This is a genomic window from Streptomyces thermoviolaceus, assembly GCF_045209695.1.
Taxonomy (GTDB): domain Bacteria; phylum Actinomycetota; class Actinomycetes; order Streptomycetales; family Streptomycetaceae; genus Streptomyces; species Streptomyces thermoviolaceus.
On the sequence record NZ_CP109280.1, the window covers coordinates 2,327,326 to 2,348,498 of the forward strand.

Below are 21,173 nucleotides of genomic sequence, written 5' to 3' on the forward strand. Positions count from 1 at the left end.
TGCGGACGTCCATGCTAACGGGAAGCGGAGGCGTCTCATTCCACGATCACGGACGCCTTCCCGCTTCGTACGTTCCTCCCAACGTCCTTCCGATGCCGGTGCCCCACCCCTCGGACCTGCCAAGTGGCGGGCGCGGGGCGGCTACTGCTCGGCCAGGGCCCGCAGACGGCTCAGGGCCCGGTGCTGGGCGACCCGGACCGCTCCCGGTGACATTCCCAACATCTGTCCGGTCTCCTCAGCGGTCAGGCCGACGGCGATGCGCAGCAGCAGCAGTTCGCGCTGGTTCTCCGGGAGGTTGGCCAGCAGCTTCTTGGCCCACTCGGCGTCGCTGCTGAGCAGGGCGCGCTCCTCGGGGCCGAGGGAGTCGTCGGGCCGCTCGGGCATCTCGTCCGAGGGGACGGCCGTGGACCCGGGGTGGCGCATCGCCGCTCGTTGCAGGTCGGCGACCTTGTGGGCGGCGATGGCGAAGACGAACGCCTCGAAGGGGCGGCCGGTGTCCCGGTAGCGGGGCAGGGCGAGGAGCACGGCCACGCACACTTCCTGGGCCAGGTCCTCGACGAAGTGACGCGCGTCGCCCGGCAGCCGGGACAGCCGGGTGCGGCAGTAGCGCAGCGCCAGCGGATGGACCCGGGCGAGCAGATCGTGGGTCGCCTGCTCGTCGCCGTCGACGGCGCGGTGGACCAGCGCACTGATCGCACCCTCGGCACGTGCCGCCTCGTCGTCGAACATCGGTCCATCGTGCCTTGGTGTCGTGTGCTCCGTGGCACCCCCGTCACGGTTGTGCACCGAAGCGTTATGAGCGGATGCGCCGGAACCCATCCCCTGCGCCCTCCCATTCCGCTCGACCGACTCGTTCCCGAGGAACTCCACACCCTCAAGGATGCGGCATCCGCCGGAAAACGAGCAGCGGGCGATCGGCGGACCCTCCGGCCGTCCGGCGACGGCCGGTCCACGGGGCCACCGGCCCGTGGCCGGGCACGCGGGCCGTGGCCGGGCACGCGGGCCGTGGCCGGGGCCGGCCGCGAGGGCCGGGGTCCGCGCCGGTTTCTCTTTTCCCCCGCGGCACGCGGCGACCGGTGGGGCGCCCGCCGAGGAGAGGGCGGGGCGATGGACGCGAAGCGACCGCACCGCTGCCCCGGCGACGGTGCCGCCGGCGGCAGCGGTGCCACACCTGGGCGGGGCGGGCCTCCGCCCCGCGCGCGAGCTAGCGGACCAGGCCCCACCGGAAGCCCAGGGCCACCGCGTGGGCACGGTCGGAGGCGCCGAGCTTCTTGAACAGCCGGCGGGCGTGCGTCTTGACGGTGTCCTCGGAGAGGAACAGCTCACGGCCGATCTCCGCGTTGGAGCGGCCGTGGCTCATGCCCTCCAGGACCTGGATCTCCCGCGCGGTGAGCGTGGGCGCGGCGCCCATCTCGGCCGAGCGGAGCCGCCGCGGGGCGAGCCGCCAGGTGGGGTCGGCCAGGGCCTGCGTCACCGTCGCGCGCAGCTCGGCGCGGGAGGCGTCCTTGTGCAGGTAGCCCCGGGCGCCGGCGGCGACGGCGAGCGCCACGCCGTCCAGGTCCTCGGCGACCGTCAGCATGATGATGCGTGCACCCGGGTCGGCGGACAGCAGCCGCCGGACGGTCTCGACACCGCCCAAACCGGGCATGCGCACGTCCATGAGGATGAGGTCCGAGCGGTCGGCGCCCCAGCGGCGGAGGACTTCCTCGCCGTTGGCCGCCGTCGTCACACGCTCGACGCCGGGCACGGTCGCGACCGCGCGGCGCAGCGCCTCTCGGGCAAGCGGGGAGTCGTCGCAGACGAGGACGGATGTCATGGCCGCCCTCCGCAGCTGATGCGCGTCACCTTGAGCCTCCAGGCTGGTACGAAGTCGTCACCTGTGCGGTCGACCGTCTCGGACGCCTGCCCGAGCACTGGTGGTTTTCAACCGCCTCCGCACTCTCAACGACGGTCACTCGAAAGAGTTACGGGGCCGTACGCCGTTTTCGGCACTCTACGTGAGGGACCGGACACGGCGCAGACACAGACGTCATACCCTCAACTTTTCATCACAAGCTATGCCCCGTTCAGCCCCTTTTCTTCCCGTTTCACGGTGTCTCGGGATAGATTCGCAATGAGTCATATTTTCATCTCCTTAGATCGGAGATGTACGGTCGTTGGCACCGTATCCGCCACCGAACGGCTACAAGGGGTCACGCAATGGCAGATTTCTCCCGCCTTCCAGGACCGAATGCGGACCTGTGGGACTGGCAGCTGCTGGCTGCCTGCCGCGGGGTGGACAGCTCGCTCTTCTTCCATCCGGAGGGCGAGCGCGGGGCGGCTCGGAGCGCTCGAGAGAACTCGGCCAAGGAGGTCTGCATGAGGTGCCCGGTCCGTGCGGAGTGTGCGGCGCACGCCTTGGCGGTGCGCGAGCCGTACGGAGTGTGGGGAGGCCTGACCGAGGACGAGCGCGAGGAGCTCATGGGGCGCGCGCGCAACCGGCTGGTGTCGACCTCCTCGTCCGGCCGCCGGGAGTCCGACGCCCAGGACGACTGAAGGAACGTTTCTTCACGTCGCCGCACCGACCGACGCAGGACACAGAGATCATCCCGAAGGGCACGCAGGAGGCGTGCCCTGCGCGTGTGCGGGCCGGCACGCAGGAGGCGTGCCCTGCGCGTGTGCGGGCCGCCCCTGCTGCGCGACGGTCCGCTCAGCGGGCCGCCTGGACCAGCTCGTCCAGCGTGGCCGCGACCGCCGGCACCCGGGCCAGGTCGGGCAGGGTGAGGGCGACGATCTCCCGCCGCACGGCCGGTTCGATCTCCACGATCCGCGTGCCGCGGGGGCGGACGGACTCCACGGCCAGCTGGGGCAGGACGGCGACCCCCAGTCCCGCGCCCACCAGGCCGACCACCGCCGGATAGTCGTCCGTGGCGAAGTCGATGCGGGGGCTGAAACCGGCACCGGCGCACACCTCGACCAGCTGCCCGCGGCAGCGCGGACAGCCCGCGATCCAGGGCTCGTCGGCGAGATCGGCGATGCCGATCCGGCCGGCGCCGGCCAGCCGGTGGCCCGCCGGCACCAGCCCGACGAGCCGGTCGGTCAGCAGCGGCCGTACCTCGAGGTCCTCCCACTCCCGCGCGTCCTGGGCTCCCCCGGCGCCCTCGTAGCGGAAGGCGAGGGCCACGTCGCAGTCGCCCTGGCGCAGCAGCTCCACCGAGCGGGGCGGCTCGGCCTCCTCCAGGAAGACCCGGGTGCCGGGGTGGGCGGCGCGCAGCGCGGCCAGCGCGGTGGGCACCAGCGTCGAGCTGCCGCTGGGGAAGGAGACGAGCCGGACCCGCCCGGCCCGCAGCCCGGCGAGGGCGGCGACCTCCTCCTCGGCGGCGGTGAGCTGGGCGAGGATACCGCCGGCGTGCCGCACCAGGGCCTCGCCGGCCTCGGTGAGCCGCATCTCGCGGCCGGTGCGGACGAGCAGCGGGGTGCCGACGGAGGTCTCCAGGGCCCGGATCTGCTGGCTGACGGCGGGCTGGGTGCAGCCCAGTGCGCGGGCCGCCGCGGAGAAGGAACCGCCGACGGCCACGGCGCGCAGCACTCTGAGATGGCGGGCCTCCAGCACGCTGCAAGCATAAGTGACGCTTGGGGTGATCATCGGAAAAGCCGTCGACGCTTTGATGCCCCCTCGCCTACCGTGCGGCGGCATGAAGCTTCTCTCCGTCAACCTGGGCCGCCCCGTCGCCGTGCCGTACACCGACCAGCCCGAGGGGGTGACCGGCATCGCCAAACGCCCGGTGGACCATCCCGTGCGGGTGACGGCACCCGGGCCGAAGGGGGTCGGCGGGAGCGGTCTCGCCGGGGACGCGGTGTGCGACAGGCGGCACCACGGCGGCGACGACCAGGCGGTGTACGCGGTGGCCCGCGAGGATCTGGACGAGTGGGAACGAGAGCTGGGCCGCACCCTGCCCAACGGCTCGTTCGGCGAGAACCTGACCACGTCCGGCCTCGACATATCGGGTGCGTTGATCGGCGAGCGCTGGCGCATCGGGGAGTCGGTGCTGCTGGAGGTGACCAGCGGGCGCATCCCGTGCCGCACGTTCCAGGAGCATCTGGGCGAGCCGGGTTGGGTGCGGCGGTTCACGCTCCGGGGTGCGCCGGGCGCGTATCTGCGGGTGCTGGAGCCGGGCGAGATCCGGGCCGGCGATCCGGTCGAGGTGGTGCACCGGCCGGACCACGACGTGACCGTCGCCCTGGAGTTCCGGGCCTCCACCACGGAGCGTGCGCTGCTGCCGCGGCTGCTGGCGGCGGGCGCCGCGCTGCACCCGGAGTCGCTGGCCTCGGCGCGGGCCTACGCGGCCGCCCACGGCGGATGACGGCGGTGCGAGCCGTCCGTCCGGCGGGGCGGGCTGTGCCGTCCGGCGGGGCGGGCTGTGCCGTCCGGCGGGCGCCGGGCCCGGTGGCGGGCCCTCACCACAGTCCTCAGGCAGGCCCTCAGCCGGGTCCTCACCAGGTCGTCACCGATTTGCGGGCCTGGTGCAGAGATCGGGGACGAGCGGTTCAAACCCATAATCTTTCGCCATGACAACGGCTCTGATTACGGGATCGACGGCGGGCCTCGGCGCCGCGTTCGCGCGGCGGCTGGCGAGGGACGGGCACGACCTCGTGCTGGTGGCGCGCGACGCCGAGCGGCTGGCGGAGCAGGCCACCGAGCTGCACGACCGGCACGGCATCGAGGCCGAGGTGCTCTCCGCGGACCTGGCCACCGACGAGGGCATCGAGGCCGTGGCGACCCGGCTGGGCGACCGCCGCAACCCGGTCGACCTGCTGGTCAACAACGCCGGTTTCGGCAACAAGGGCCGCTATCTCGACGTCCCCCTGGCCGACGAGCTGCGGATGATCAAGGTGCATGTGGAGGCGGTGCTGCGGCTGACCTCTGCGGCGACCGGGACCATGCGCGAGCGCGGCCGGGGCGGGGTGGTGAACGTGGCGTCGGTGGCCGCGTTCGTGCCGCGCGGCACCTACGGCGCCTCCAAGGCGTGGGTCGTGCAGTTCACCCAGGGTGTGGCGCGGGACCTGGCCGGGAGCGGGGTGCGGCTGATGGCGCTGTGCCCCGGTTTCGTGCGCACCGAGTTCCACCAGCGGGCCGGGATGGGCACGGACAACATCCCGGGCTGGATGTGGCTGGACGCGGACGACGTGGTCACGGCGGCGCTGTCGGATCTGGCGCGCGGCCGGAGTCTGTCGATCCCCGACCCGCGGTACAAGGCGCTGATGGGTCTGGCGAAGCTGACGCCGCGGAGTCTGCTGGGCGGGATCTCCTCGAAGGCGGGGCGCAAGTACGGGCCGCGGTGACCCGGGGGAAGCGGCACCGCCCCGGGCGGTGCCCGCCCGTACGCACGCCGGTGCCCGGCTCCCCGTGACGGGGTGCCGGGCACCGGGTGTTCCGCTCAGGTGGAGGCTGCGGGTCAGTGGGCGTGGCCGTGGCCGCCCGCCGCGGGAGCCTTCTCCTCCTCTTCCTTCTTCTCGACGACCAGGGTCTCGGTCGTCAGCAGCAGGGAGGCGATGGAGGCGGCGTTCTCCAGGGCGGAGCGGGTGACCTTGACCGGGTCGATGACGCCGGCCTTGATCAGGTCGCCGTACTCGCCGGTGGCGGCGTTGTAGCCGTTGCCCTTCTCCAGCTCCTTGACCTTGGAGACGATGACGTAGCCCTCCAGGCCCGCGTTCTCCGCGATCCAGCGCAGCGGCTCGACGACGGCGTTGCGGACGACCGCGACACCGGTGGCCTCGTCGCCGGTCCGGCCGAGGTTGCCCTCCAGGGCCTTGGAGGCGTGGACCAGGGCGGAGCCACCACCGGAGACGATGCCCTCCTCGACCGCGGCACGGGTCGCGGAGATGGCGTCCTCCAGGCGGTGCTTCTTCTCCTTCAGCTCCACCTCGGTGGCGGCGCCGACCTTGATCACGCACACGCCGCCGGCCAGCTTGGCGAGGCGCTCCTGGAGCTTCTCGCGGTCCCAGTCGGAGTCGGTGGTCTCGATCTCGGCGCGGATCTGGGCGACGCGGGCGTCGACGTCCTCCTTCTTGCCGGCACCGTCGACGATCGTGGTGTCGTCCTTGGTGACGGTGACACGGCGGGCGGAGCCGAGCACGTCCAGGCCGACCTGGTCGAGCTTGAGGCCGACCTCCTCGGCCACCACGGTGGCGCCGGTGAGGATCGCCATGTCCTGCAGCATCGCCTTGCGGCGGTCGCCGAAGCCGGGGGCCTTGACGGCGACGGCGTTGAAGGTGCCGCGGATCTTGTTGACGACCAGGGTGGACAGGGCCTCGCCCTCGACGTCCTCGGCGATGATCAGCAGCGGCTTCGAGGAGTTCGCCTGGATGATCTTCTCGAGGAGCGGCAGCAGGTCCGCGATGGCGGAGATCTTGCCCTGGTGGATCAGGATGTACGGGTCGTCGAGGACGGCCTCCATACGCTCCTGGTCCGTGACGAAGTACGGCGACAGGTAGCCCTTGTCGAAGGCCATGCCCTCGGTGAAGTCCAGCTCCAGACCGAAGGTGTTGGACTCCTCGACGGTGATGACGCCGTCCTTGCCGACCTTGTCCATCGCCTCGGCGATGAGCTCGCCGACCTGCTGGTCCTGGGCGGACAGCGCGGCGACGGCGGCGATGTCGGACTTCTCGTCGATCGGGCGGGCCGAGGCGTGCAGGTCGTCGGAGATCGCCTTGACCGCGGCGTCGATGCCCTTCTTCAGGGCGGCCGGGGAGGCGCCGGCGGCCACGTTCTTCAGGCCCTCGCGCACCAGCGCCTGGGCGAGCACGGTGGCGGTGGTGGTGCCGTCACCCGCGATGTCGTTGGTCTTGGTCGCCACCTCCTTCACCAGCTGGGCGCCGAGGTTCTCGTAGGGGTCCTCGACCTCGACCTCGCGGGCGATGGTGACACCGTCGTTGGTGATGGTCGGGGCGCCGAACTTCTTGTCGATGACGACGTTGCGGCCCTTGGGACCGATCGTCACCTTGACCGTGTCGGCCAGCTTGTCGACGCCGCGCTCGAGGGCGCGACGGGCGTCCTCGTCGAACTTAAGGATCTTCGCCATGGCAGCGGGAGCCCTCTCGGAAACGTGGTGAACGGCACTGCGCCCCGGGCGCCCGGTGTCTCAACGGTCGCGGGGGCCAGGGGCGCAGCTCGGAGCAGGTATCGAGGTGTTACTTCTCGATGATCGCGAGGACGTCGCGCGCCGAGAGAACGAGGTACTCCTCGTTGTTGTACTTCACCTCGGTGCCGCCGTACTTGCTGTAGAGCACGACGTCGCCGACCTTGACGTCGAGCGGAAGGCGGTTGCCGTCCTCGAAGCGGCCCGGGCCCACGGCCAGGACGACACCCTCCTGGGGCTTCTCCTTGGCGGTGTCCGGAATGACCAGGCCAGAGGCCGTGGTCTGCTCGGCGTCCAGCGGCTGGACCACGATGCGGTCCTCGAGCGGCTTGATGGCAACCTTGGAGCTGGCGGTCGTCACGATCCGACCTCCCCCTTCGGAGATCTCACGGGGTCAACTGTCTGAGGTGGCGACCAGGTCGATCCGTCGTCGCGGGTGCCGGACCTGCCCGTCGCATTGTTGGCACTCTCCCTGGGGGAGTGCCAGAGCCGAGACTATGACCGTCGTTAGCACTCGGTCAAGCGGAGTGCCAATTGCCGCGCGCCGCGTCGACGGCGCGCGGCTGCGGCGCGCGACAGGCGGCGACGGCCCTGGCCAGGGCCTTACGCATCGTCCTCCAGCCGGTCCTCCAGATAGTCCTCCAGGCGCGCCACCGCGAACCCGTGGGCGGTGACGTGGTCGAGGAACCGGCGCATGTCGTCGACCATCGTGCCGTTCCACTCGCGGCGGCCCCGGAAGTGCGTGAGGACGATGTCGCCGGGGTGCAGCCGCTGGTCGGCCTCGCGGAACTCCCAGTGGTCGACGAAGACCTCCGCGTTCCAGATGGGGGCGTAGCGGATGCCGCAGGAGCGGGCGGCGCGCAGGGTGTTCTGGTCGTACGCGCCGTAGGGCGGGCGGAACAGCCGGGGGCGGGTGCCGAACTCCCGCTCCATGACGTCCTGCATGCCGCAGATCTCGCGCTCCTGCTCCTCGTAGGGGCGGCCCCGCAGGTAACGGTGGTGCAGGGTGTGGTTGTTGAGGGTGACTCCGGAGTCCTGCACGGCCCGGAAGTAGTCGTAGTCGTCCCGGACGAGGTAGTCGCTGAGGAACGTCGAGTACGGGATCTTCAGGTCCTTCATCATCCGCAGGAAGGCGGGGTCCTTCTCGGCGCCGTCGTCGATGGTAAGGAAGACGACCTTGTCCCGGGTGGGCACCGTGGTGAAGACCGGCGGCAGGTCCCAGTCCTCGTGGTGCTGCACCTCGAAGCCGGGGCGGGTGCGGATGCGGGGCTTGTCGGCGGGCGGGGCCGGAGGCGGCAGCGGGACCCGTTGCAGCCCCCAGCGGCGGGCGGCGGCCGCCCGGGCCGTGGTGGCGGCGCGCAGCCGGTCCGCGTAGTCCTGCAGGGCCTGGGCCGGGGGTGCGAGGTAGAGCTGCGGACCCTGTGCCGGCCCGGGCACGGCGTTGGGACGGGAGCAGCCCGCGGCGAGCACGGCGGCGACCAGGGCGAGCACGAGGACCCGGGGGCCGGACCCCCACTTCGCACCCTTTTTATCGTTTTGTACGACTGTGATCATGGCGCCGGATCCTCGCAGCCCGGCGCCCCGCACCCGTGCCGACACCACCGCACACCGCCGGCCGTCCCACCGACTGGCCGACACCGGCGGGCGGTGGCCGACAATGAGCCGGTGAACGACCCACAGGCACCGCCGGACGCCCTCGACTCCTTCGCCGCCCTGCTCACCGACGAGGGCCGCGCCCTCCTGGAGGAGGTGCACGGCACCGCACCCGCCGACGAACTCGCCGTCGCCACCCGCCTGCGCCGCACGCACCCGCCCGCGCTGGTGTCGGCGGCGCTCGCGCAGGCCCGGCTGCGGCAACGGGCGGAGGCGAAGTTCGGTGCCGAGGACGCGCGGCGGATGTTCTTCACCCCCCACGGCGTGGAGCAGTCGACCCGCGCGAGCGTGGCCGCCTACCGGGCGGCGCGGATGAAGGAGCTGGGCGTGACCTGCCTGGCCGACCTGTGCTGCGGGATCGGCGGCGACGCGATCGCCCTGGCCCGGCAGGGCATCCGCGTCCTGGCCGTGGACCGGGACCCGGTGACGGCCGCCGCGGCCCGGGCCAACGCCCGGGCGCTGGGGCTCGACGAGCTGATCGAGGTGCGTGAGGCGGACGTCAAGGACGTGGACGTCTCCGCGTACGACGCGGTGTTCGCCGACCCGGCCCGGCGGGGGCGCGGCGGCCGGATCTTCGACCCCGAGGCCTACTCGCCGCCGCTGTCCTGGGCCGTGGCGACCGCGCGGACGGTGCCGCACGCGGCCGTGAAGATCGCGCCGGGCATCCCGCACGAGGCCGTCCCGGCGCAGGCCGAGGCCGAGTGGATCTCCGACGGCGGGGACGTGAAGGAGGCGGTGCTGTGGTTCGGCACCGAGCCCGCGACGGTGCGCGCGACCCTGCTGCCCGGCCCGCGCACCCTGCGCGGCCGCGGCCTGCCCGACCCGGCGGTCCGGCCGGTCGGCCGGTACCTGTACGAGCCGGACGGTGCCGTCGTCCGCGCCCATCTGGTCGCCGAGGTCGCCGAGGAGCTGGACGGCGGGCTGATCGACCCCACCATCGCCTATGTCACCGCGGACGAGCTGCGGCCCACCCCGTACGCCACCGCCTACGAGATCACCGACCACCTCCCCTTCCACGTCAAGCGGCTCAAGGCCCTGCTGCGCGAGCGCGAGGTCGGCACGCTGACCGTGAAGAAGCGCGGCTCGGCCGTCGAGCCGGAGGAGCTGCGGCGCAAGGTGCTGCCCCGGCCGCACGGCCGCGCGACGGTCACGGTCTTCCTCACCCGGGTCGCGGGCGCCCCGGCGATGCTGCTCGGCCACCCGGTGCCCTGACCGGCCTGCTCACCGGCGCACCGGAGGCCGACGCACGCGGCGCGCGCCGCTCACCCGGACGGTCGAGCGCACTCCGGCCGGGTCCGGCCGCTCTCCCCCGAGCGGTGGCGCTCCGCGTGCGACCCGCCCGCGGCGCCGCCGAGAGTGGGGCGAGAAGCGGACGGGCACGTGCCGCCGGTGAGCCGGTGTGCCCGGTGAGCCGGTGAGCAGGCGCGTGCGGAGGCGAGGAGATCGAGGTGCGGGGCTTCAAGAACTTCCTGATGCGCGGCGACGTGGTCGTCGTGGCCGTCGGCCTGATCGTGGCCCTGGCGTTCAGCACCCTGATCAAGGCGTTCACCGATTCCGTGATCAACCCGCTCGTGGCCCGCGCCCAGGGCGGCAAGTCGCCGGGGCTGGGCTGGCAGCTGGGCGATCCGGGGAACAAGGCGACCTATCTGGACATCGGGGCGTTCATCTCGGCGCTGATCTACTTCCTCATCTTCATGGCGGTCGTGTACTTCCTGATCGTCCTGCCCTACAAGCACTTCCAGGCGCGGCGCGGGGTGGCGGCCTTCAAGGACCCGGTGCCGACGAAGACCTGCCCGGAGTGCCTGTCGGACGACCTGCCCGAGCCCGCGTCCAAGTGCCGCTACTGCGGCTCCGCGCAGCCGGCCCGCGGCTGACCCGCCTCCGCGTCGACGGCGACGCGGTGACCTGACGCCCCGGCCGCCGTGACGCGCGTCCGCGCCGCCCGCCGGACGAGGGGCGACGAACGTTCCGGCTGAGGCTGCGGAGCCGGGCTCAGGCGCGTGCCGGGGCGGCCGTGCTGCTGCGCACCACCAGGCTGGTGGCCAGTTCCACGCGGGTGGCCGCGGTGGTCTCGTCGTCGCGGCCGAGGTCGAGCACCAAGCGGGCGGCCGCCTCGGCCATCTCGGTCAGCGGCTGGCGCACCGTGGTCAGCGGCGGCCCCACCCAGCGGGCCACCGGCAGATCGTCGAAGCCGACGACGCTCAGGTCCTCCGGGATGCGCAGCCCCAGCTCGCGTGCCGCCTCGAACACGCCGAGCGCCTGCAGGTCGTTGCCGGCGAACACGGCGGTCGGCCGGTCCTCGCGGCGCAGCAGCTCGAGGCCGAGGCGGTACCCGGCCTCGTGGTGGAAGTCGCCGGTGACGATCAGCGAGGGGTCGACCGGCAGGCCCGCGGCCTCCAGGGCCGACCGGTAGCCGTCGACACGGGCGCGGGCGCACATCATGCGGGACGGCCCGCTGATCGCGCCGATCCGGGTGTGCCCCAGTTCGAGCAGGTGCCGGGTGGCGGCGAGCCCGCCCTGCCAGTTGGTCGCGCCGATCGAGGGCACGTCGGCGCCGGGGTCGCCCGCCGGGTCCATCACCACGAACGGGATCGAACGGCTGGTCAGCAGGGCCCGCTGGGACTCGTCGAGCTCGGACAGCACCAGCACCACGCCGTGCGGGCGGCGGGCGGCGACCTGGTCGGCCCAGGTCCGCCCCGGGGTGAGCCGGCCGGCGCTCTCGGAGAGCACCACGCTCAGGCCCGCGTCCCGGGCGACGTTCTCCACCCCGCGGATGACCTCCATCGCCCAGGCGCTCTCCAGTTCGTGGAAGACGACGTCGATCAGCGGGGACCGGGTCGCCTCGGCCCGCCGGCGCCGGTAGCCGTGGGCGCGCAGCAGGTGCTCGACCCGGCTGCGGGTCGCCGGGGCGACGTCGGCACGGCCGTTGAGGACCTTCGAAACAGTCGGAGCCGACACACCGGCCTCTCGGGCGATCTCGGCAAGTGTGGCGGTGCGGGTTTCTGCGGTCTTCGTCGGCTTCATGGTCCGGATCGTATCTCTGCACGACCCCTTGACGAAGACCCCGAGGCGCCTTACGTTCCCGGAACATTCGACATCACATGCGAAACATTCGGGTCGACGCTCGAGGTGTCCCGGCGTGCTCGCCGCACGGTTCGAGCAAGGCCCGACCGACTTGTGAGAGGTGCCGTCACGATGCAGTCCTACAGCAGGCGCTGGTTCCTCGGCGCCGGCGCCACCACCTTGATCTCGGCCGCCGGTCTGACCGCCTGCGGGTCCGGCAGCGGCTCGGGCGGCTCGGGCGGCACGATCACGGCGATGGTGTACGGCGACGACGCGGTGAAGGTCCAGGACAAGGCCGCGTCCCGGTTCAACGCCTCGGCGGAGGCGAAGAAGGCCAACGCCAAGGTCAAGATGGAGCGGATCCCGGCCTCCGACTACCCGGCGAAGCTGCGCACCGCCATGGGCTCGCCCAACGCCCCGGACATCTTCTTCAACTGGGGCGGCGGCTCGATCAAGGCCTACAAGGAGGCCGGCCAGCTGGTCGACCTGACCGACGTCATCAAGTCCGACGAGGTGCTCAGCACCGGCTTCCTGCCGTCCGTGGTCGCCGCCGGATCCCTGGACGGGCACGAGTACGGCATCCCCATGCGCGGCATGCAGCCGGTGCTGCTCTTCTACAACAAGTCGGTGTTCGCCGAGCACAAGCTGACCCCGCCCACCACCTGGGACCAGATGCTCGACAACGTCGCCAAGCTGAAGAAGGCGGGCGTGACGCCCTTCGCGCTGGGCGGTGTGGAGATCTGGCCGGAGCTGATGTGGCTGGAGTACCTGGTGGACCGCATCGGCGGCCCGCAGGTCTTCGACAAGATCAGGAACGGTGACGCCTCGGGTTGGGGCGACCCGGCCGTGCTGAAGGCCGCCCAGACCGTCAAGCAGCTCGTCGACGAGGGCGCCTTCGGCAAGGGCTTCAGCTCGGTGTCGTACAACAACGGCGGCGCGCCCGCCCTGCTCGCCAAGGGCAAGGCCGGCATGCACCTGATGGGCTCCTGGGAGTACTCCACGCAGCTGGGGAAGTTCCCGGACTTCGCCAAGAAGGACCTGGGCTGGTGTGCGTTCCCGTCGTTCGAGGGCGGCGCCGGCGACATCCGCAACGTGGTCGGCAACCCCTGCAACTACTGGTCCGTCAACGCCCGTACCGGCAACAAGGACGGTGCGATCGCCTTCCTGCGCGACTGCGCGTCCGAGGCGTACACCAAGGACCTGATCGACAACGGTGACGTGCCGACCACCACGATCGCCGAGAACATGCTGGACTCCTCCCCCAACCCGGAGTTCGCCAAGTTCCAGTACCAGCTGGTGCAGAAGGCCCCCAACTTCACGCTCAGCTGGGACCAGGCGGTGGACCCCGACTGGCAGCAGCCGATGCTGACGGAGATCAACAAGCTGTTCGTCGGGAAGTCCTCGCCGGAGCAGTTCGTCTCCGCGCTCAAGGGGCTGAAGTGACCAAGAGCACCACCGCGGTGCGCAAGGGCAGGACCGGTGAGAGTGCGCGGACGGGCCGTCCGCACACCGCCTGGGTCCTGCCCGGCGTGCTGTTCTTCGCCTTCTTCGCCGTCGCGCCGATGGCGCTGGCCTTCTATCTGTCGTTCACCAAGTGGAACGGCCTGGGCGACCCCGAACCGGTGGGTCTGGCCAACTGGGAGAAGCTGCTCCAGGACCCGCGGCTGACCCAGTCCCTGACGGTCACGGTGCTGCTGACGGTGGTCAGCTGGGCCTTCCAGACCGTCGTCTCGCTGCTGCTGGGGGTGTGGGCGGCGGGACGCCAGCGCAACCGCGCGTTCCTGTCCGCGGTCTTCTTCGTGCCGTTCCTGCTGTCCTCGACGGCCATCTCGCTGCTGTTCTACGCGCTGCTCGACCCCAACTTCGGCATCATCCGCCGCGACACGCTCGGCACCACCTCCGGTGCGTTCCTCGCCATCGTCTTCGTCGGCGGCTGGCAGTTCATCCCCTTCCACACCCTGATCTACCAGGGCGGGGCCCGGCAGATCCCCGAGGTGCTCTACCAGGCGGCCGCGATGGACGGCGCCGGGCGCTACCGGCAGTTCTTCTCCATCACGCTGCCGCAGCTGCGCAACACCATGACCACGTCCAGCGTGCTGATGATCGTCGGCTCGCTGACGTACTTCGAGACGGTGCTGATCCTCACCCAGGGCGGCCCCGGCACGGACACCGCGATCCTGCCGTACCTGATGTACGAGGCGGGGTTCAAGAGCTACGACTTCGGCTACGCGAGCGCCCTCGCCTCCTTCCTCGTGGTGGCCGCCACCGCGCTGTCGCTGCTGCTGGTGCGGCTGTCCGGGTTCGGCGCCATGCGCAGCACCAGGGAAGGGATGTGACGGCATGGCACACGACACCCTGCCGCGTCCGCACGACGTGAAGCGCGCCGAGCCGCCCGCCTCCCCGGGCCCCGCGCGGCGCCGCCGCCACTGGAGCAAGCGCCCCAACCCGCTCGCCGGCCTGGGCTCGGTGCTGTGGCTGGCGGTCGTGATCATCCCGATCTACGCGATGATCTCGGCCTCGCTGACCCGCCAGGACGAGGCGCTCGGCCACAACGCGCTCAAGCCGCCCTCCGAACCCACCCTGGAGAACTACAACACCGTCCTGCACAACGGCTTCGGTCATCTGCTGCTCAACACGGTGATCGTGGCCGCGGCCGTGGTGGTGATCGTGCTGGTGCTGTGCGTGCCGCTGGCCTATGTGGCCGTGCGCTCGCGCACCTTCTGGGCCGGCTCGGCCTTCCGGCTGTTCCTGCTGGGCGTGGCCATCCCCGCGCAGGCGGTGGTGGTCCCGCTGTACCTGCTGATCTCCAAGCTGAACCTGTACGACAGCCTGATCGCGATCATCCTGCCGACGGCGGCCTTCGCCATGCCGGTGTCGGTGCTGATCCTCACCGGCACCATGCGGGACATCTCCGAGGAGATGTACGAGGCCATGGCCCTGGACGGCGCCTCCACCACCCGGATGCTGTTCCAGCTGGTCATCCCGATGACCAAGGGCGGCATCAGCACGGTCGTCATCTACTCGGCGCTGCAGGCCTGGAACGGCTTCCTCTTCCCGCTGATCTTCACCCAGTCCGACGGCCCGCGCGTGCTGACGCTGGGCCTGTTCAACTACGTCAGCCAGTTCGGGGTGAACATCCCCGCCCTGCTCGCCTCGGTCGTCCTCTCCGGCATCCCGATCTTCGCCGTGTACCTGGTGGCCCGCCGGGCCCTGGTCAACGGCCTGATGGGCGTGGGCGGCAAGTGAACGACGCGACGGCCCCCTTCCCCGACCCCACTGACAGGAGCTACATGACCACCGCCCCCTGGCAGGATCCCGCCCTGCCCGCCACCGCCCGGGTCGACGATCTGCTGGCCCGCATGACCCTCGAGGAGAAGACGGCCCAGCTCTACGGCGTGTGGGTGGGTGCCTCCACGGACGGCGACGGTGTCGCCCCGCACCAGGAGCAGATGAACACCGACTACGACTGGGACGAGCTGATCACCCGCGGTCTGGGCCAGCTCACCCGGTCCTTCGGCACCGCCCCCGTGGACCCGGCCGTCGGCGCGCGGGCCCTGGCGAACGCCCAGCGGCGGATCGCCGAGGCCGGCCGCTTCGGCATCCCCGCCGTCGCCCACGAGGAGTGCCTGGCCGGTTTCACCGCCTGGGGCGCCACCGCCTACCCGGTGCCGCTGGCCTGGGGGGCGACCTTCGACCCACAGCTGGTCGAGGCGATGGCCGCGCGCATCGGCCGGGACATGCGGTCGGTGGGCGTGCACCAGGGCCTGGCGCCGGTCATGGACGTGGTCCGCGACCTGCGCTGGGGCCGGGTGGAGGAGACCATCGGCGAGGACCCCTACCTGGTCGGCACCATCGGCAGCGCCTATGTGCGGGGCCTGGAGTCGGCCGGGATCGTCGCCACGCTGAAGCACTTCGCCGGCTACGCCTCCTCCGCGGGCGCCCGGAACCTGGCCCCGGTGCGGGCCGGCGTCCGGGAGTTCGCGGACATCACCCTGCCGCCGTTCGAGATGGCCCTGCGCGAGGGCGGCGCCCGCTCGGTGATGGCCGCCTACACCGAGACCGACGGCGTGCCCGCCTCGGCCGACCCGCGGCTGCTGACCGAGCTGCTGCGCGAGCAGTGGGGCTTCACCGGCACGGTGGTCGCCGACTACTTCGCCATCGACTTCCTGCAGACCCTGCACCGGGTGGCCCGGAGCACCGCCGAGGCGGGCCGCCTGGCGCTGGCCGCCGGGATCGACGTGGAGCTGCCCACGGTGAAGGCGTACGGCGACGAGCTGGTGGCCGCCGTCCGCTCCGGCGAGGTCCCCGAGGAACTGGTGGACCGCGCGGCCAGGCGGGTGCTGCTGCAGAAGTGCGAGCTGGGTCTGCTGGACGCCGACTGGACGCCCGAGGTGCCGGAGGGCCCCGTCGACCTGGACTCGGCGGAGAACCGGGCGGTGGCCCGGCGCCTGGCCGAGGAGTCGGTGGTGCTGCTCGCCAACCCGGACGGTGTGCTGCCGCTGCCGGCCGACGGCCGGATCGCGGTGGTCGGGCCGCGCGCCGCGGACGCCCTGGCCATGCTGGGCTGCTACTCCTTCCCCTCGCACGTGGGCGTGCAGCACCCGGACGTCCCGATGGGCATCGAGATCCCCACGGTGCTGGACGCGCTGCGCGCCGAACTGCCGGACGCCAAGGTGACGTTCACCGAGGGCTGCGGGGTGTCGGACGAGGACACCTCCGGCTTCGCGGAGGCCGTCGCCCGCGCCCGGGAGGCGGACGTGTGCGTGGCCGTGCTCGGCGACCGCTCCGGCTTGTTCGGCCGCGGCACCTCCGGCGAGGGCTGCGACGTGGCCGACCTGAACCTGCCCGGGGTGCAGGGCGCGCTGCTGGACGCACTGGTGGACTCCGGCACCCCGGTGGTGCTGGTGCTGCTCACCGGCCGGCCCTACGCGCTGGGCCGGTGGGCGGACCGGCTGGCCGCGGTGGTGCAGGCGTTCTTCCCCGGCGAGGAGGGCGGCCCGGCGGTGGCGGGTGTGCTCTCCGGCCGGGTCAACCCCTCGGGCCGGCTCCCGGTGAGCGTGCCGCGACTGCCCGGCGGCCAGCCGTGGACGTATCTGCAGCCGCCGCTGGGCCTGGCCGGCGAGGTGAGCAGCCTGGACCCGACGCCGCTGTACCCGTTCGGGCACGGCCGGTCGTACACGTCGTTCCGCTGGGAGGACTTCGAGGGCTCGGGCGACGGGCGGATCGGCACCGACGGCTCCTACGAGCTGTCGCTGACGGTGCGCAACACCGGTGACCGGGCGGGCGCGGACGTGGTGCAGCTGTATCTGCACGACCCGGTGGCCTCGGTGACCCGGCCCGACGTGCGGCTGATCGGCTATCAGCGGGTGCAGCTGGAGCCCGGCGAGGCCCGTCGGGTGACGTTCCGGTTCCACACGGACCTGTCGGCGTTCACCGACCTGTCCGGCCGCCGGGTGGTCGAGCCGGGCGAGCTGGAGCTGCGGCTGGCCGCCTCCGCCGCGGACGTGCGCCACACCGCGCGGCTCACCCTGACGGGCGAGGTGCGGCAGGTGGGACACGACCGCCGGCTGCGCTGCGAGACGGAACTGTCCACCGCGGACTGAGCGGTTGTCGCGGGCCCGTCCCCGGCCGGGGGCGGGCCCGCCGCCCGACTCCGCTCGACGGCGGACGCCCGCAACGCGAAGACCCCGCTCCGGGCGACCGGAACGGGGTCTTCTCATCGAGCGCCGGGCAGGCCTTGCACCTGCATCTCCCCGCAGGAAGCGGGGCGTCTTGCCTTAGACCACCAACGCATTCGCTCGCCGGGCTGTCCTGCCCGCTTGCGTGTGATGATCATAGCGCACCCGGCGGGCGGTGTGCCACACGCGATCAGTCCTCGCCCGCGGACTCGAACCGCCAGCGGTGCACCGCCCGGGTGACCAAGTCCGGGTCGGGGTCCGGCAGTTCGGGCAGGTCGGCGTCGTAGGGGGCGTCCCACCAGGTGATGACGAGGACGCGGTCCTCCGGGGCGCGGAAGGTCTCACGGCGCAGGGGCCGCCGGGACAGGGTCTGCGCGCGGGCCCAGGACAGCAGTTCCTCGCCGCGGCCGGCGACCGCGCGGGCCTCCCACATCAGGGCGACGGTCACGAGTACAGGTTCTCCTTGCTCGTCTCGTGGACGTGGTCGTGGGAGTGGCCGTGGTGGTGCGGCGGCTGTTCGGCCGGGACGTGCGAGGCGGTGACCGGCAGGGAGGAGTCCGCCGACAGGTCCCAGGCGGAGGCCGCCCGGTCGCGCCGGACCATCTCGGCGCCGAGCGCCGCCACCATCGCGCCGTTGTCCGTGCACAGCTTGGGCCGCGGGACGCGCAGCCGGATCCCGGCCTTCTCGCAACGTTCCTGGGCCAGGGCGCGCAGGCGGGAGTTGGCCGCCACACCGCCGCCGATCATCAGGTGGTCCACGCCCTGGTCCTTGCAGGCGCGCACCGCCTTGCGGGTGAGCACGTCCACGACGGCCTCCTGGAAGGAGGCGGCCACGTCGCGCACCGGGACCTCCTCGCCGGCCGCCCGCTTGGCCTCGATCCAGCGGGCCACCGCGGTCTTCAGACCGGAGAAGGAGAAGTCGTAGGCGGCGTCGCGGGGACCGGTCAGGCCGCGCGGGAAGGCGATCGCCTCCGGGTCGCCCTCGCGGGCGTAGCGGTCGATGACCGGGCCGCCGGGGAAGCCCAGGTTCAGCACGCGGGCGACCTTGTCGAAGGCCTCGCCGGCCGCGTCGTCGATGGTGGCGCCCATGGGACGCACGTCGGAGGTGATGTCGGCGGACAGCAGCAGCGAGGAGTGCCCGCCGGAGACCAGCAGGGCCATCGTCGGCTCCGGCAGCGGGCCGTGCTCCAGCTGGTCCACGCAGATGTGCGCGGCCAGGTGGTTGACGCCGTACAGCGGCTTGCCGAGCGCGTAGGCGTACGCCTTCGCCGCGGAGACGCCGACCAGGAGGGCGCCGGCCAGGCCGGGCCCGGCGGTGACGGCTATGCCGTCCAGGTCCTTCGCGCTCACCCCCGCCTCCTTCAGGGCGCGCTCGATGGTGGGCACCATCGCCTCCAGGTGCGCCCGCGAGGCGACCTCGGGGACGACGCCGCCGAAGCGGGCGTGCTCGTCGACGCTGGAGGCGACCGCGTCGGCCAGCAGGGTGGTGCCGCGGACGATGCCGACGCCGGTCTCGTCGCAGGAGGTCTCGATGCCGAGGACGAGCGGCTCGTCCCGCATGTCAGCCATGGGTGTCAGGTTCCTTGTACGCCGTTGACGGGGGGTTGCGGGGCGGCGGGGGCCGCCGGGTCGGACAGGCGCATCACCAGCGCGTCCACGTTGCCCGGCTGGTAGTAGCCGCGGCGGACGCCGATGGGCTCGAAGCCGAAGCGCTCGTAGAGCTTCTGCGCGCGGACGTTGTCCACCCGGCACTCCAGCAGCACCTCGGTGCACTCGAAGGCGGTCGCGGCCCGCAGCAGCTCGGCCAGCAGCTTCGAGCCGAGGCCGGTGCCCCAGTGGTCGCGGGCCACCGCGATGGTCTGGACGTCGCCCTGTCCGCCGGAGGCGACGAGACCGGCGTAGCCGACGATCCGGTCGGTGCCCTGCTCGTCGCGGATCTCCGCGACGACGTACCGCCGGGTGGCCTCCGGGCCGCGGGAGTGCGCCAGCTCCGACCAGAACATGCCCCGGGACCAGGCGTCCTCGGGGAACAGGTCCTTCTCCAGCTCCAGCACCGGGTCGATGTCCCACCAGCGCATCTCCCGCAGCACGGGGGTGGGCCCGGTCGTCGTCCGCCCGCTCACCGAGGGGTGACCACCTTGTAGTTCTTGGGCACCTGCGCGTCGGGGCGGCGCAGGTACAGCGGCCGGGGTGCGGGCAGCTCCTCTCCGGCGGCGAGCCTCTCGGCGGCCAGCGAGGCCAGCGCGGCGGCGGACACGTGCTCCGGCTCGTGGGCCTGCGGGAACACCTCGGGGTACAGCAGCGCCCCCGCGCCGACCGCGGGCAGCCCCTTCACCTCGTCGGCGATGTCGGCGGGCCGGTCGACGGCCGGGCCGCTCACCCGGGTGCGGGAGTCGGCGTACCGCGCCCAGTACACCTCCTTGCGGCGCGCGTCGGTGGCGACCACGAAGGGACCGGGCAGGTCGGAGGCGTAGGCGAGGGCGTCGAGCGTGCACACGCCGTGCACGGGGACGCCGAGCGCGAGGCCGAAGGTGTCGGCGGTCATCAGGCCGACCCGCAGCCCGGTGTAGGGGCCGGGGCCGGTGCCGGCCACGATGCCCGTGACGGCGTCCAGGCCCAGCCCGGCCTCGGCGAGCACCCGGTCGACGGCCGGCAGCAGCAGCTCTCCGTGCCGGCGCGCGTCCACCTGGCTCAAGGAGGCGATGACGGCCTCACCGTCGTGCAGCGCGACGGTGACGGCGGGGGTGGCGGTATCCAGAGCGAGCAAGAGCACGCAAACAGCCTACGGCTCCGGCGTCCGCGGCACGTGCGCCCGGGGGCGGGGCCGCCCGGCTGCTACCGTCGCGCCTGCGGGGGCAGCCCCCTGACGACAGCCCTGCACCAGCGACCGGGACAGAGGTGGGCGAGCGTGGCGAGAAGCAGTTCGGTGTGCGTGGCCGCCCTCACCGCCGCCGCCGTCGCCACGGTGGGCTTCCTCGCCTACCGGGCGCAGGCGACCGTGCCGCCGGATCTTCGGGGCAGGCCGGGCGCCACGGCCTCGGCGGTGCCGAGCCCGAGCAGCGCCCCGCGCGAGGCGGGCGACCCGCGCGCGCTGCCCCCGGGGTCGGGCACCGGCGAGCGGGTGGTGTACTCGCTCGGCGCCGACCGGGTGTGGCTGGTGAGCGCGGGCGGCCGGGTGGAGGCCACCTTCCCGGTCGCTCCCGGCACCGTCGATCCGCCTCCGGGGACCTACGCGGTCACCTCCCGGTCGAAGGCGGTCACCGGCACCGACGGCGTGCCGGTGGAGCACGTGGTGCGGTTCACCAGCGTGGACGGGGTGGTCATCGGGTTCAGCGCGGCGGTGGACGGTGCCACTCCGGAGCCGGGCGCGGACACGGCGGTGAAGACGGGCGGCATCCGGGAGTCGCAGGCCGACGGCGTGACGATGTGGACGTTCGCCACGATCGGGCAGAAGGTCGTCGTGGTGCCCTGAGCCGGGGTCGGGCCGGAACCGGTCGCCGTGGCGGCGGACCTCCTGCGTCACCGTCGGACCGCCGCCTTTCACACGTCCGGGTGAGGCTGCGTCGCGCCGCCCTTCCTCCGTTCGGGGCTCGGTTCCAGGCCCGGTCAGGGCGCCGAGCGCGACGCGGGCGGGCTGGACGCCGGTGACGGCGTCCGGCCA

General features: G+C 72.6%; 21 protein-coding genes and 1 tRNA gene. 10 read left to right on the forward strand and 12 right to left on the reverse strand.

All coding sequences use genetic code 11. The annotated features are described in order from the left end of the window. Positions 1-141: 141 nt before the first annotated feature. Entirely contained in the window at positions 142-729 is a 588-nt protein-coding gene (locus OG899_RS10045; RefSeq protein ID WP_125496469.1) for a sigma-70 family RNA polymerase sigma factor, read from the reverse strand. 475 nt (positions 730-1,204) lie between these two features. Beyond that, complete coding sequence (locus OG899_RS10050) at positions 1,205-1,816, reverse strand: response regulator transcription factor (protein WP_003948568.1); 612 nt, start codon at positions 1,814-1,816, stop codon at positions 1,205-1,207. Between the two features lie 383 nt (positions 1,817-2,199). Between OG899_RS10050 and OG899_RS10055 the strand changes: the two genes are divergently transcribed. Next, positions 2,200-2,535, forward strand: a complete 336-nt coding sequence (locus tag OG899_RS10055; protein ID WP_125496470.1) for a WhiB family transcriptional regulator — start codon at positions 2,200-2,202, stop codon at positions 2,533-2,535. Positions 2,536-2,689: 154 nt separating this feature from the next. Here the strand turns inward: OG899_RS10055 and OG899_RS10060 are convergent, their stop codons facing one another. Further along, the gene (locus OG899_RS10060; protein WP_125496471.1) at positions 2,690-3,592 is read right to left on the reverse strand and encodes a LysR family transcriptional regulator; all 903 of its coding nucleotides are present in this window, start codon (positions 3,590-3,592) and stop codon (positions 2,690-2,692) included. An 82-nt stretch (positions 3,593-3,674) separates the two neighbouring features. On the opposite strand from OG899_RS10060, the gene OG899_RS10065 reads away from it, so the two are divergent. Further along, positions 3,675-4,343: an MOSC domain-containing protein gene (locus tag OG899_RS10065; protein WP_125496472.1), complete on the forward strand. Its 669-nt coding sequence runs from the start codon at positions 3,675-3,677 to the stop codon at positions 4,341-4,343. Positions 4,344-4,548: 205 nt separating this feature from the next. Beyond that, entirely contained in the window at positions 4,549-5,322 is a 774-nt protein-coding gene (locus tag OG899_RS10070; RefSeq protein WP_125496473.1) for an SDR family oxidoreductase, read from the forward strand. 113 nt (positions 5,323-5,435) lie between these two features. On the opposite strand, the gene groL is transcribed toward OG899_RS10070, so the two are convergent. From groL to OG899_RS10085, 3 genes are all read right to left on the reverse strand, one after another. Continuing rightward, positions 5,436-7,061 (reverse strand): chaperonin GroEL, encoded by a 1,626-nt coding sequence (groL, locus tag OG899_RS10075; protein WP_125496474.1) that lies wholly within the window; start codon positions 7,059-7,061, stop codon positions 5,436-5,438. Between the two features lie 109 nt (positions 7,062-7,170). Then, positions 7,171-7,479 carry a co-chaperone GroES gene (groES, locus tag OG899_RS10080; RefSeq protein WP_009190181.1) on the reverse strand — a complete coding sequence of 103 codons (309 nt, stop codon included), beginning with the start codon at positions 7,477-7,479 and terminating at the stop codon, positions 7,171-7,173. A gap of 242 nt (positions 7,480-7,721) precedes the next feature. Beyond that, positions 7,722-8,672 carry a polysaccharide deacetylase family protein gene (locus OG899_RS10085; RefSeq protein WP_189428003.1) on the reverse strand — a complete coding sequence of 317 codons (951 nt, stop codon included), beginning with the start codon at positions 8,670-8,672 and terminating at the stop codon, positions 7,722-7,724. A 111-nt stretch (positions 8,673-8,783) separates the two neighbouring features. Between OG899_RS10085 and OG899_RS10090 the strand changes: the two genes are divergently transcribed. Continuing rightward, positions 8,784-9,983: a class I SAM-dependent methyltransferase gene (locus OG899_RS10090; protein WP_189428002.1), complete on the forward strand. Its 1,200-nt coding sequence runs from the start codon at positions 8,784-8,786 to the stop codon at positions 9,981-9,983. A gap of 236 nt (positions 9,984-10,219) precedes the next feature. After that, positions 10,220-10,645, forward strand: coding sequence for an MscL family protein (locus tag OG899_RS10095; protein WP_260604040.1), 426 nt, complete (start codon positions 10,220-10,222; stop codon positions 10,643-10,645). Between the two features lie 118 nt (positions 10,646-10,763). On the opposite strand, the gene OG899_RS10100 is transcribed toward OG899_RS10095, so the two are convergent. Next, on the reverse strand, positions 10,764-11,795 hold the full coding sequence (locus OG899_RS10100; protein ID WP_125496477.1) for a LacI family DNA-binding transcriptional regulator: 1,032 nt from the start codon (positions 11,793-11,795) through the stop codon (positions 10,764-10,766). Positions 11,796-11,966: 171 nt separating this feature from the next. On the opposite strand from OG899_RS10100, the gene OG899_RS10105 reads away from it, so the two are divergent. From OG899_RS10105 to OG899_RS10120, 4 genes are read left to right on the forward strand one after another with little or no spacing between them, the layout of a single operon-like run. Further along, complete coding sequence (locus OG899_RS10105) at positions 11,967-13,277, forward strand: extracellular solute-binding protein (RefSeq protein WP_189428001.1); 1,311 nt, start codon at positions 11,967-11,969, stop codon at positions 13,275-13,277. Continuing rightward, on the forward strand, positions 13,274-14,170 hold the full coding sequence (locus OG899_RS10110) for a carbohydrate ABC transporter permease (protein ID WP_125496479.1): 897 nt from the start codon (positions 13,274-13,276) through the stop codon (positions 14,168-14,170). The genes OG899_RS10105 and OG899_RS10110 overlap by 4 nt, the downstream gene beginning before the upstream one ends. 4 nt (positions 14,171-14,174) lie before the next feature. Then, positions 14,175-15,080, forward strand: a complete 906-nt coding sequence (locus OG899_RS10115; RefSeq protein WP_168131390.1) for a carbohydrate ABC transporter permease — start codon at positions 14,175-14,177, stop codon at positions 15,078-15,080. A 44-nt stretch (positions 15,081-15,124) separates the two neighbouring features. After that, complete coding sequence (locus tag OG899_RS10120; RefSeq protein WP_189428000.1) at positions 15,125-17,437, forward strand: glycoside hydrolase family 3 N-terminal domain-containing protein; 2,313 nt, start codon at positions 15,125-15,127, stop codon at positions 17,435-17,437. Positions 17,438-17,556: 119 nt separating this feature from the next. On the opposite strand, the gene OG899_RS10125 is transcribed toward OG899_RS10120, so the two are convergent. The 5 genes from OG899_RS10125 to tsaB all read right to left on the reverse strand — a co-directional run bounded on the left by OG899_RS10125 (position 17,557) and on the right by tsaB (position 20,285). Further along, positions 17,557-17,626: transfer RNA gene (locus OG899_RS10125), tRNA-Gly, on the reverse strand. A gap of 76 nt (positions 17,627-17,702) precedes the next feature. After that, positions 17,703-17,960, reverse strand: a complete 258-nt coding sequence (locus OG899_RS10130) for a hypothetical protein (RefSeq protein ID WP_125496482.1) — start codon at positions 17,958-17,960, stop codon at positions 17,703-17,705. Further along, positions 17,957-19,081, reverse strand: coding sequence for a tRNA (adenosine(37)-N6)-threonylcarbamoyltransferase complex transferase subunit TsaD (tsaD, locus tag OG899_RS10135; protein ID WP_125496483.1), 1,125 nt, complete (start codon positions 19,079-19,081; stop codon positions 17,957-17,959). The genes OG899_RS10130 and tsaD overlap by 4 nt, the downstream gene beginning before the upstream one ends. A 5-nt stretch (positions 19,082-19,086) precedes the next feature. Further along, positions 19,087-19,590 (reverse strand): ribosomal protein S18-alanine N-acetyltransferase, encoded by a 504-nt coding sequence (rimI, locus tag OG899_RS10140; RefSeq protein WP_125496558.1) that lies wholly within the window; start codon positions 19,588-19,590, stop codon positions 19,087-19,089. 41 nt (positions 19,591-19,631) lie between these two features. Then, positions 19,632-20,285 (reverse strand): tRNA (adenosine(37)-N6)-threonylcarbamoyltransferase complex dimerization subunit type 1 TsaB, encoded by a 654-nt coding sequence (tsaB, locus tag OG899_RS10145; RefSeq protein WP_125496484.1) that lies wholly within the window; start codon positions 20,283-20,285, stop codon positions 19,632-19,634. Between the two features lie 135 nt (positions 20,286-20,420). On the opposite strand from tsaB, the gene OG899_RS10150 reads away from it, so the two are divergent. Further along, positions 20,421-20,984 (forward strand): hypothetical protein, encoded by a 564-nt coding sequence (locus OG899_RS10150; RefSeq protein WP_168131389.1) that lies wholly within the window; start codon positions 20,421-20,423, stop codon positions 20,982-20,984. The last annotated feature ends 189 nt before the right edge of the window (positions 20,985-21,173 follow it).

Bases quoted from the DNA above. Each gene is read 5' to 3' on its own strand.
- OG899_RS10100 (WP_125496477.1), bottom strand. From the start codon at position 11,795: ATGAAGCCGACGAAGACCGCAGAAACCCGCACCGCCACACTTGCCGAG.
- OG899_RS10045 (WP_125496469.1), bottom strand. From the start codon at position 729: ATGTTCGACGACGAGGCGGCACGTGCCGAGGGTGCGATCAGTGCGCTG.
- OG899_RS10055 (WP_125496470.1), top strand. From the start codon at position 2,200: ATGGCAGATTTCTCCCGCCTTCCAGGACCGAATGCGGACCTGTGGGAC.
- OG899_RS10050 (WP_003948568.1), bottom strand. From the start codon at position 1,816: ATGACATCCGTCCTCGTCTGCGACGACTCCCCGCTTGCCCGAGAGGCG.
- OG899_RS10120 (WP_189428000.1), top strand. From the start codon at position 15,125: ATGACCACCGCCCCCTGGCAGGATCCCGCCCTGCCCGCCACCGCCCGG.
- OG899_RS10085 (WP_189428003.1), bottom strand. From the start codon at position 8,672: ATGATCACAGTCGTACAAAACGATAAAAAGGGTGCGAAGTGGGGGTCC.
- OG899_RS10070 (WP_125496473.1), top strand. From the start codon at position 4,549: ATGACAACGGCTCTGATTACGGGATCGACGGCGGGCCTCGGCGCCGCG.
- groL (WP_125496474.1), bottom strand. From the start codon at position 7,061: ATGGCGAAGATCCTTAAGTTCGACGAGGACGCCCGTCGCGCCCTCGAG.
- OG899_RS10105 (WP_189428001.1), top strand. From the start codon at position 11,967: ATGCAGTCCTACAGCAGGCGCTGGTTCCTCGGCGCCGGCGCCACCACC.
- OG899_RS10115 (WP_168131390.1), top strand. From the start codon at position 14,175: ATGGCACACGACACCCTGCCGCGTCCGCACGACGTGAAGCGCGCCGAG.
- OG899_RS10065 (WP_125496472.1), top strand. From the start codon at position 3,675: ATGAAGCTTCTCTCCGTCAACCTGGGCCGCCCCGTCGCCGTGCCGTAC.
- tsaD (WP_125496483.1), bottom strand. From the start codon at position 19,081: ATGGCTGACATGCGGGACGAGCCGCTCGTCCTCGGCATCGAGACCTCC.
- rimI (WP_125496558.1), bottom strand. From the start codon at position 19,590: ATGCGCTGGTGGGACATCGACCCGGTGCTGGAGCTGGAGAAGGACCTG.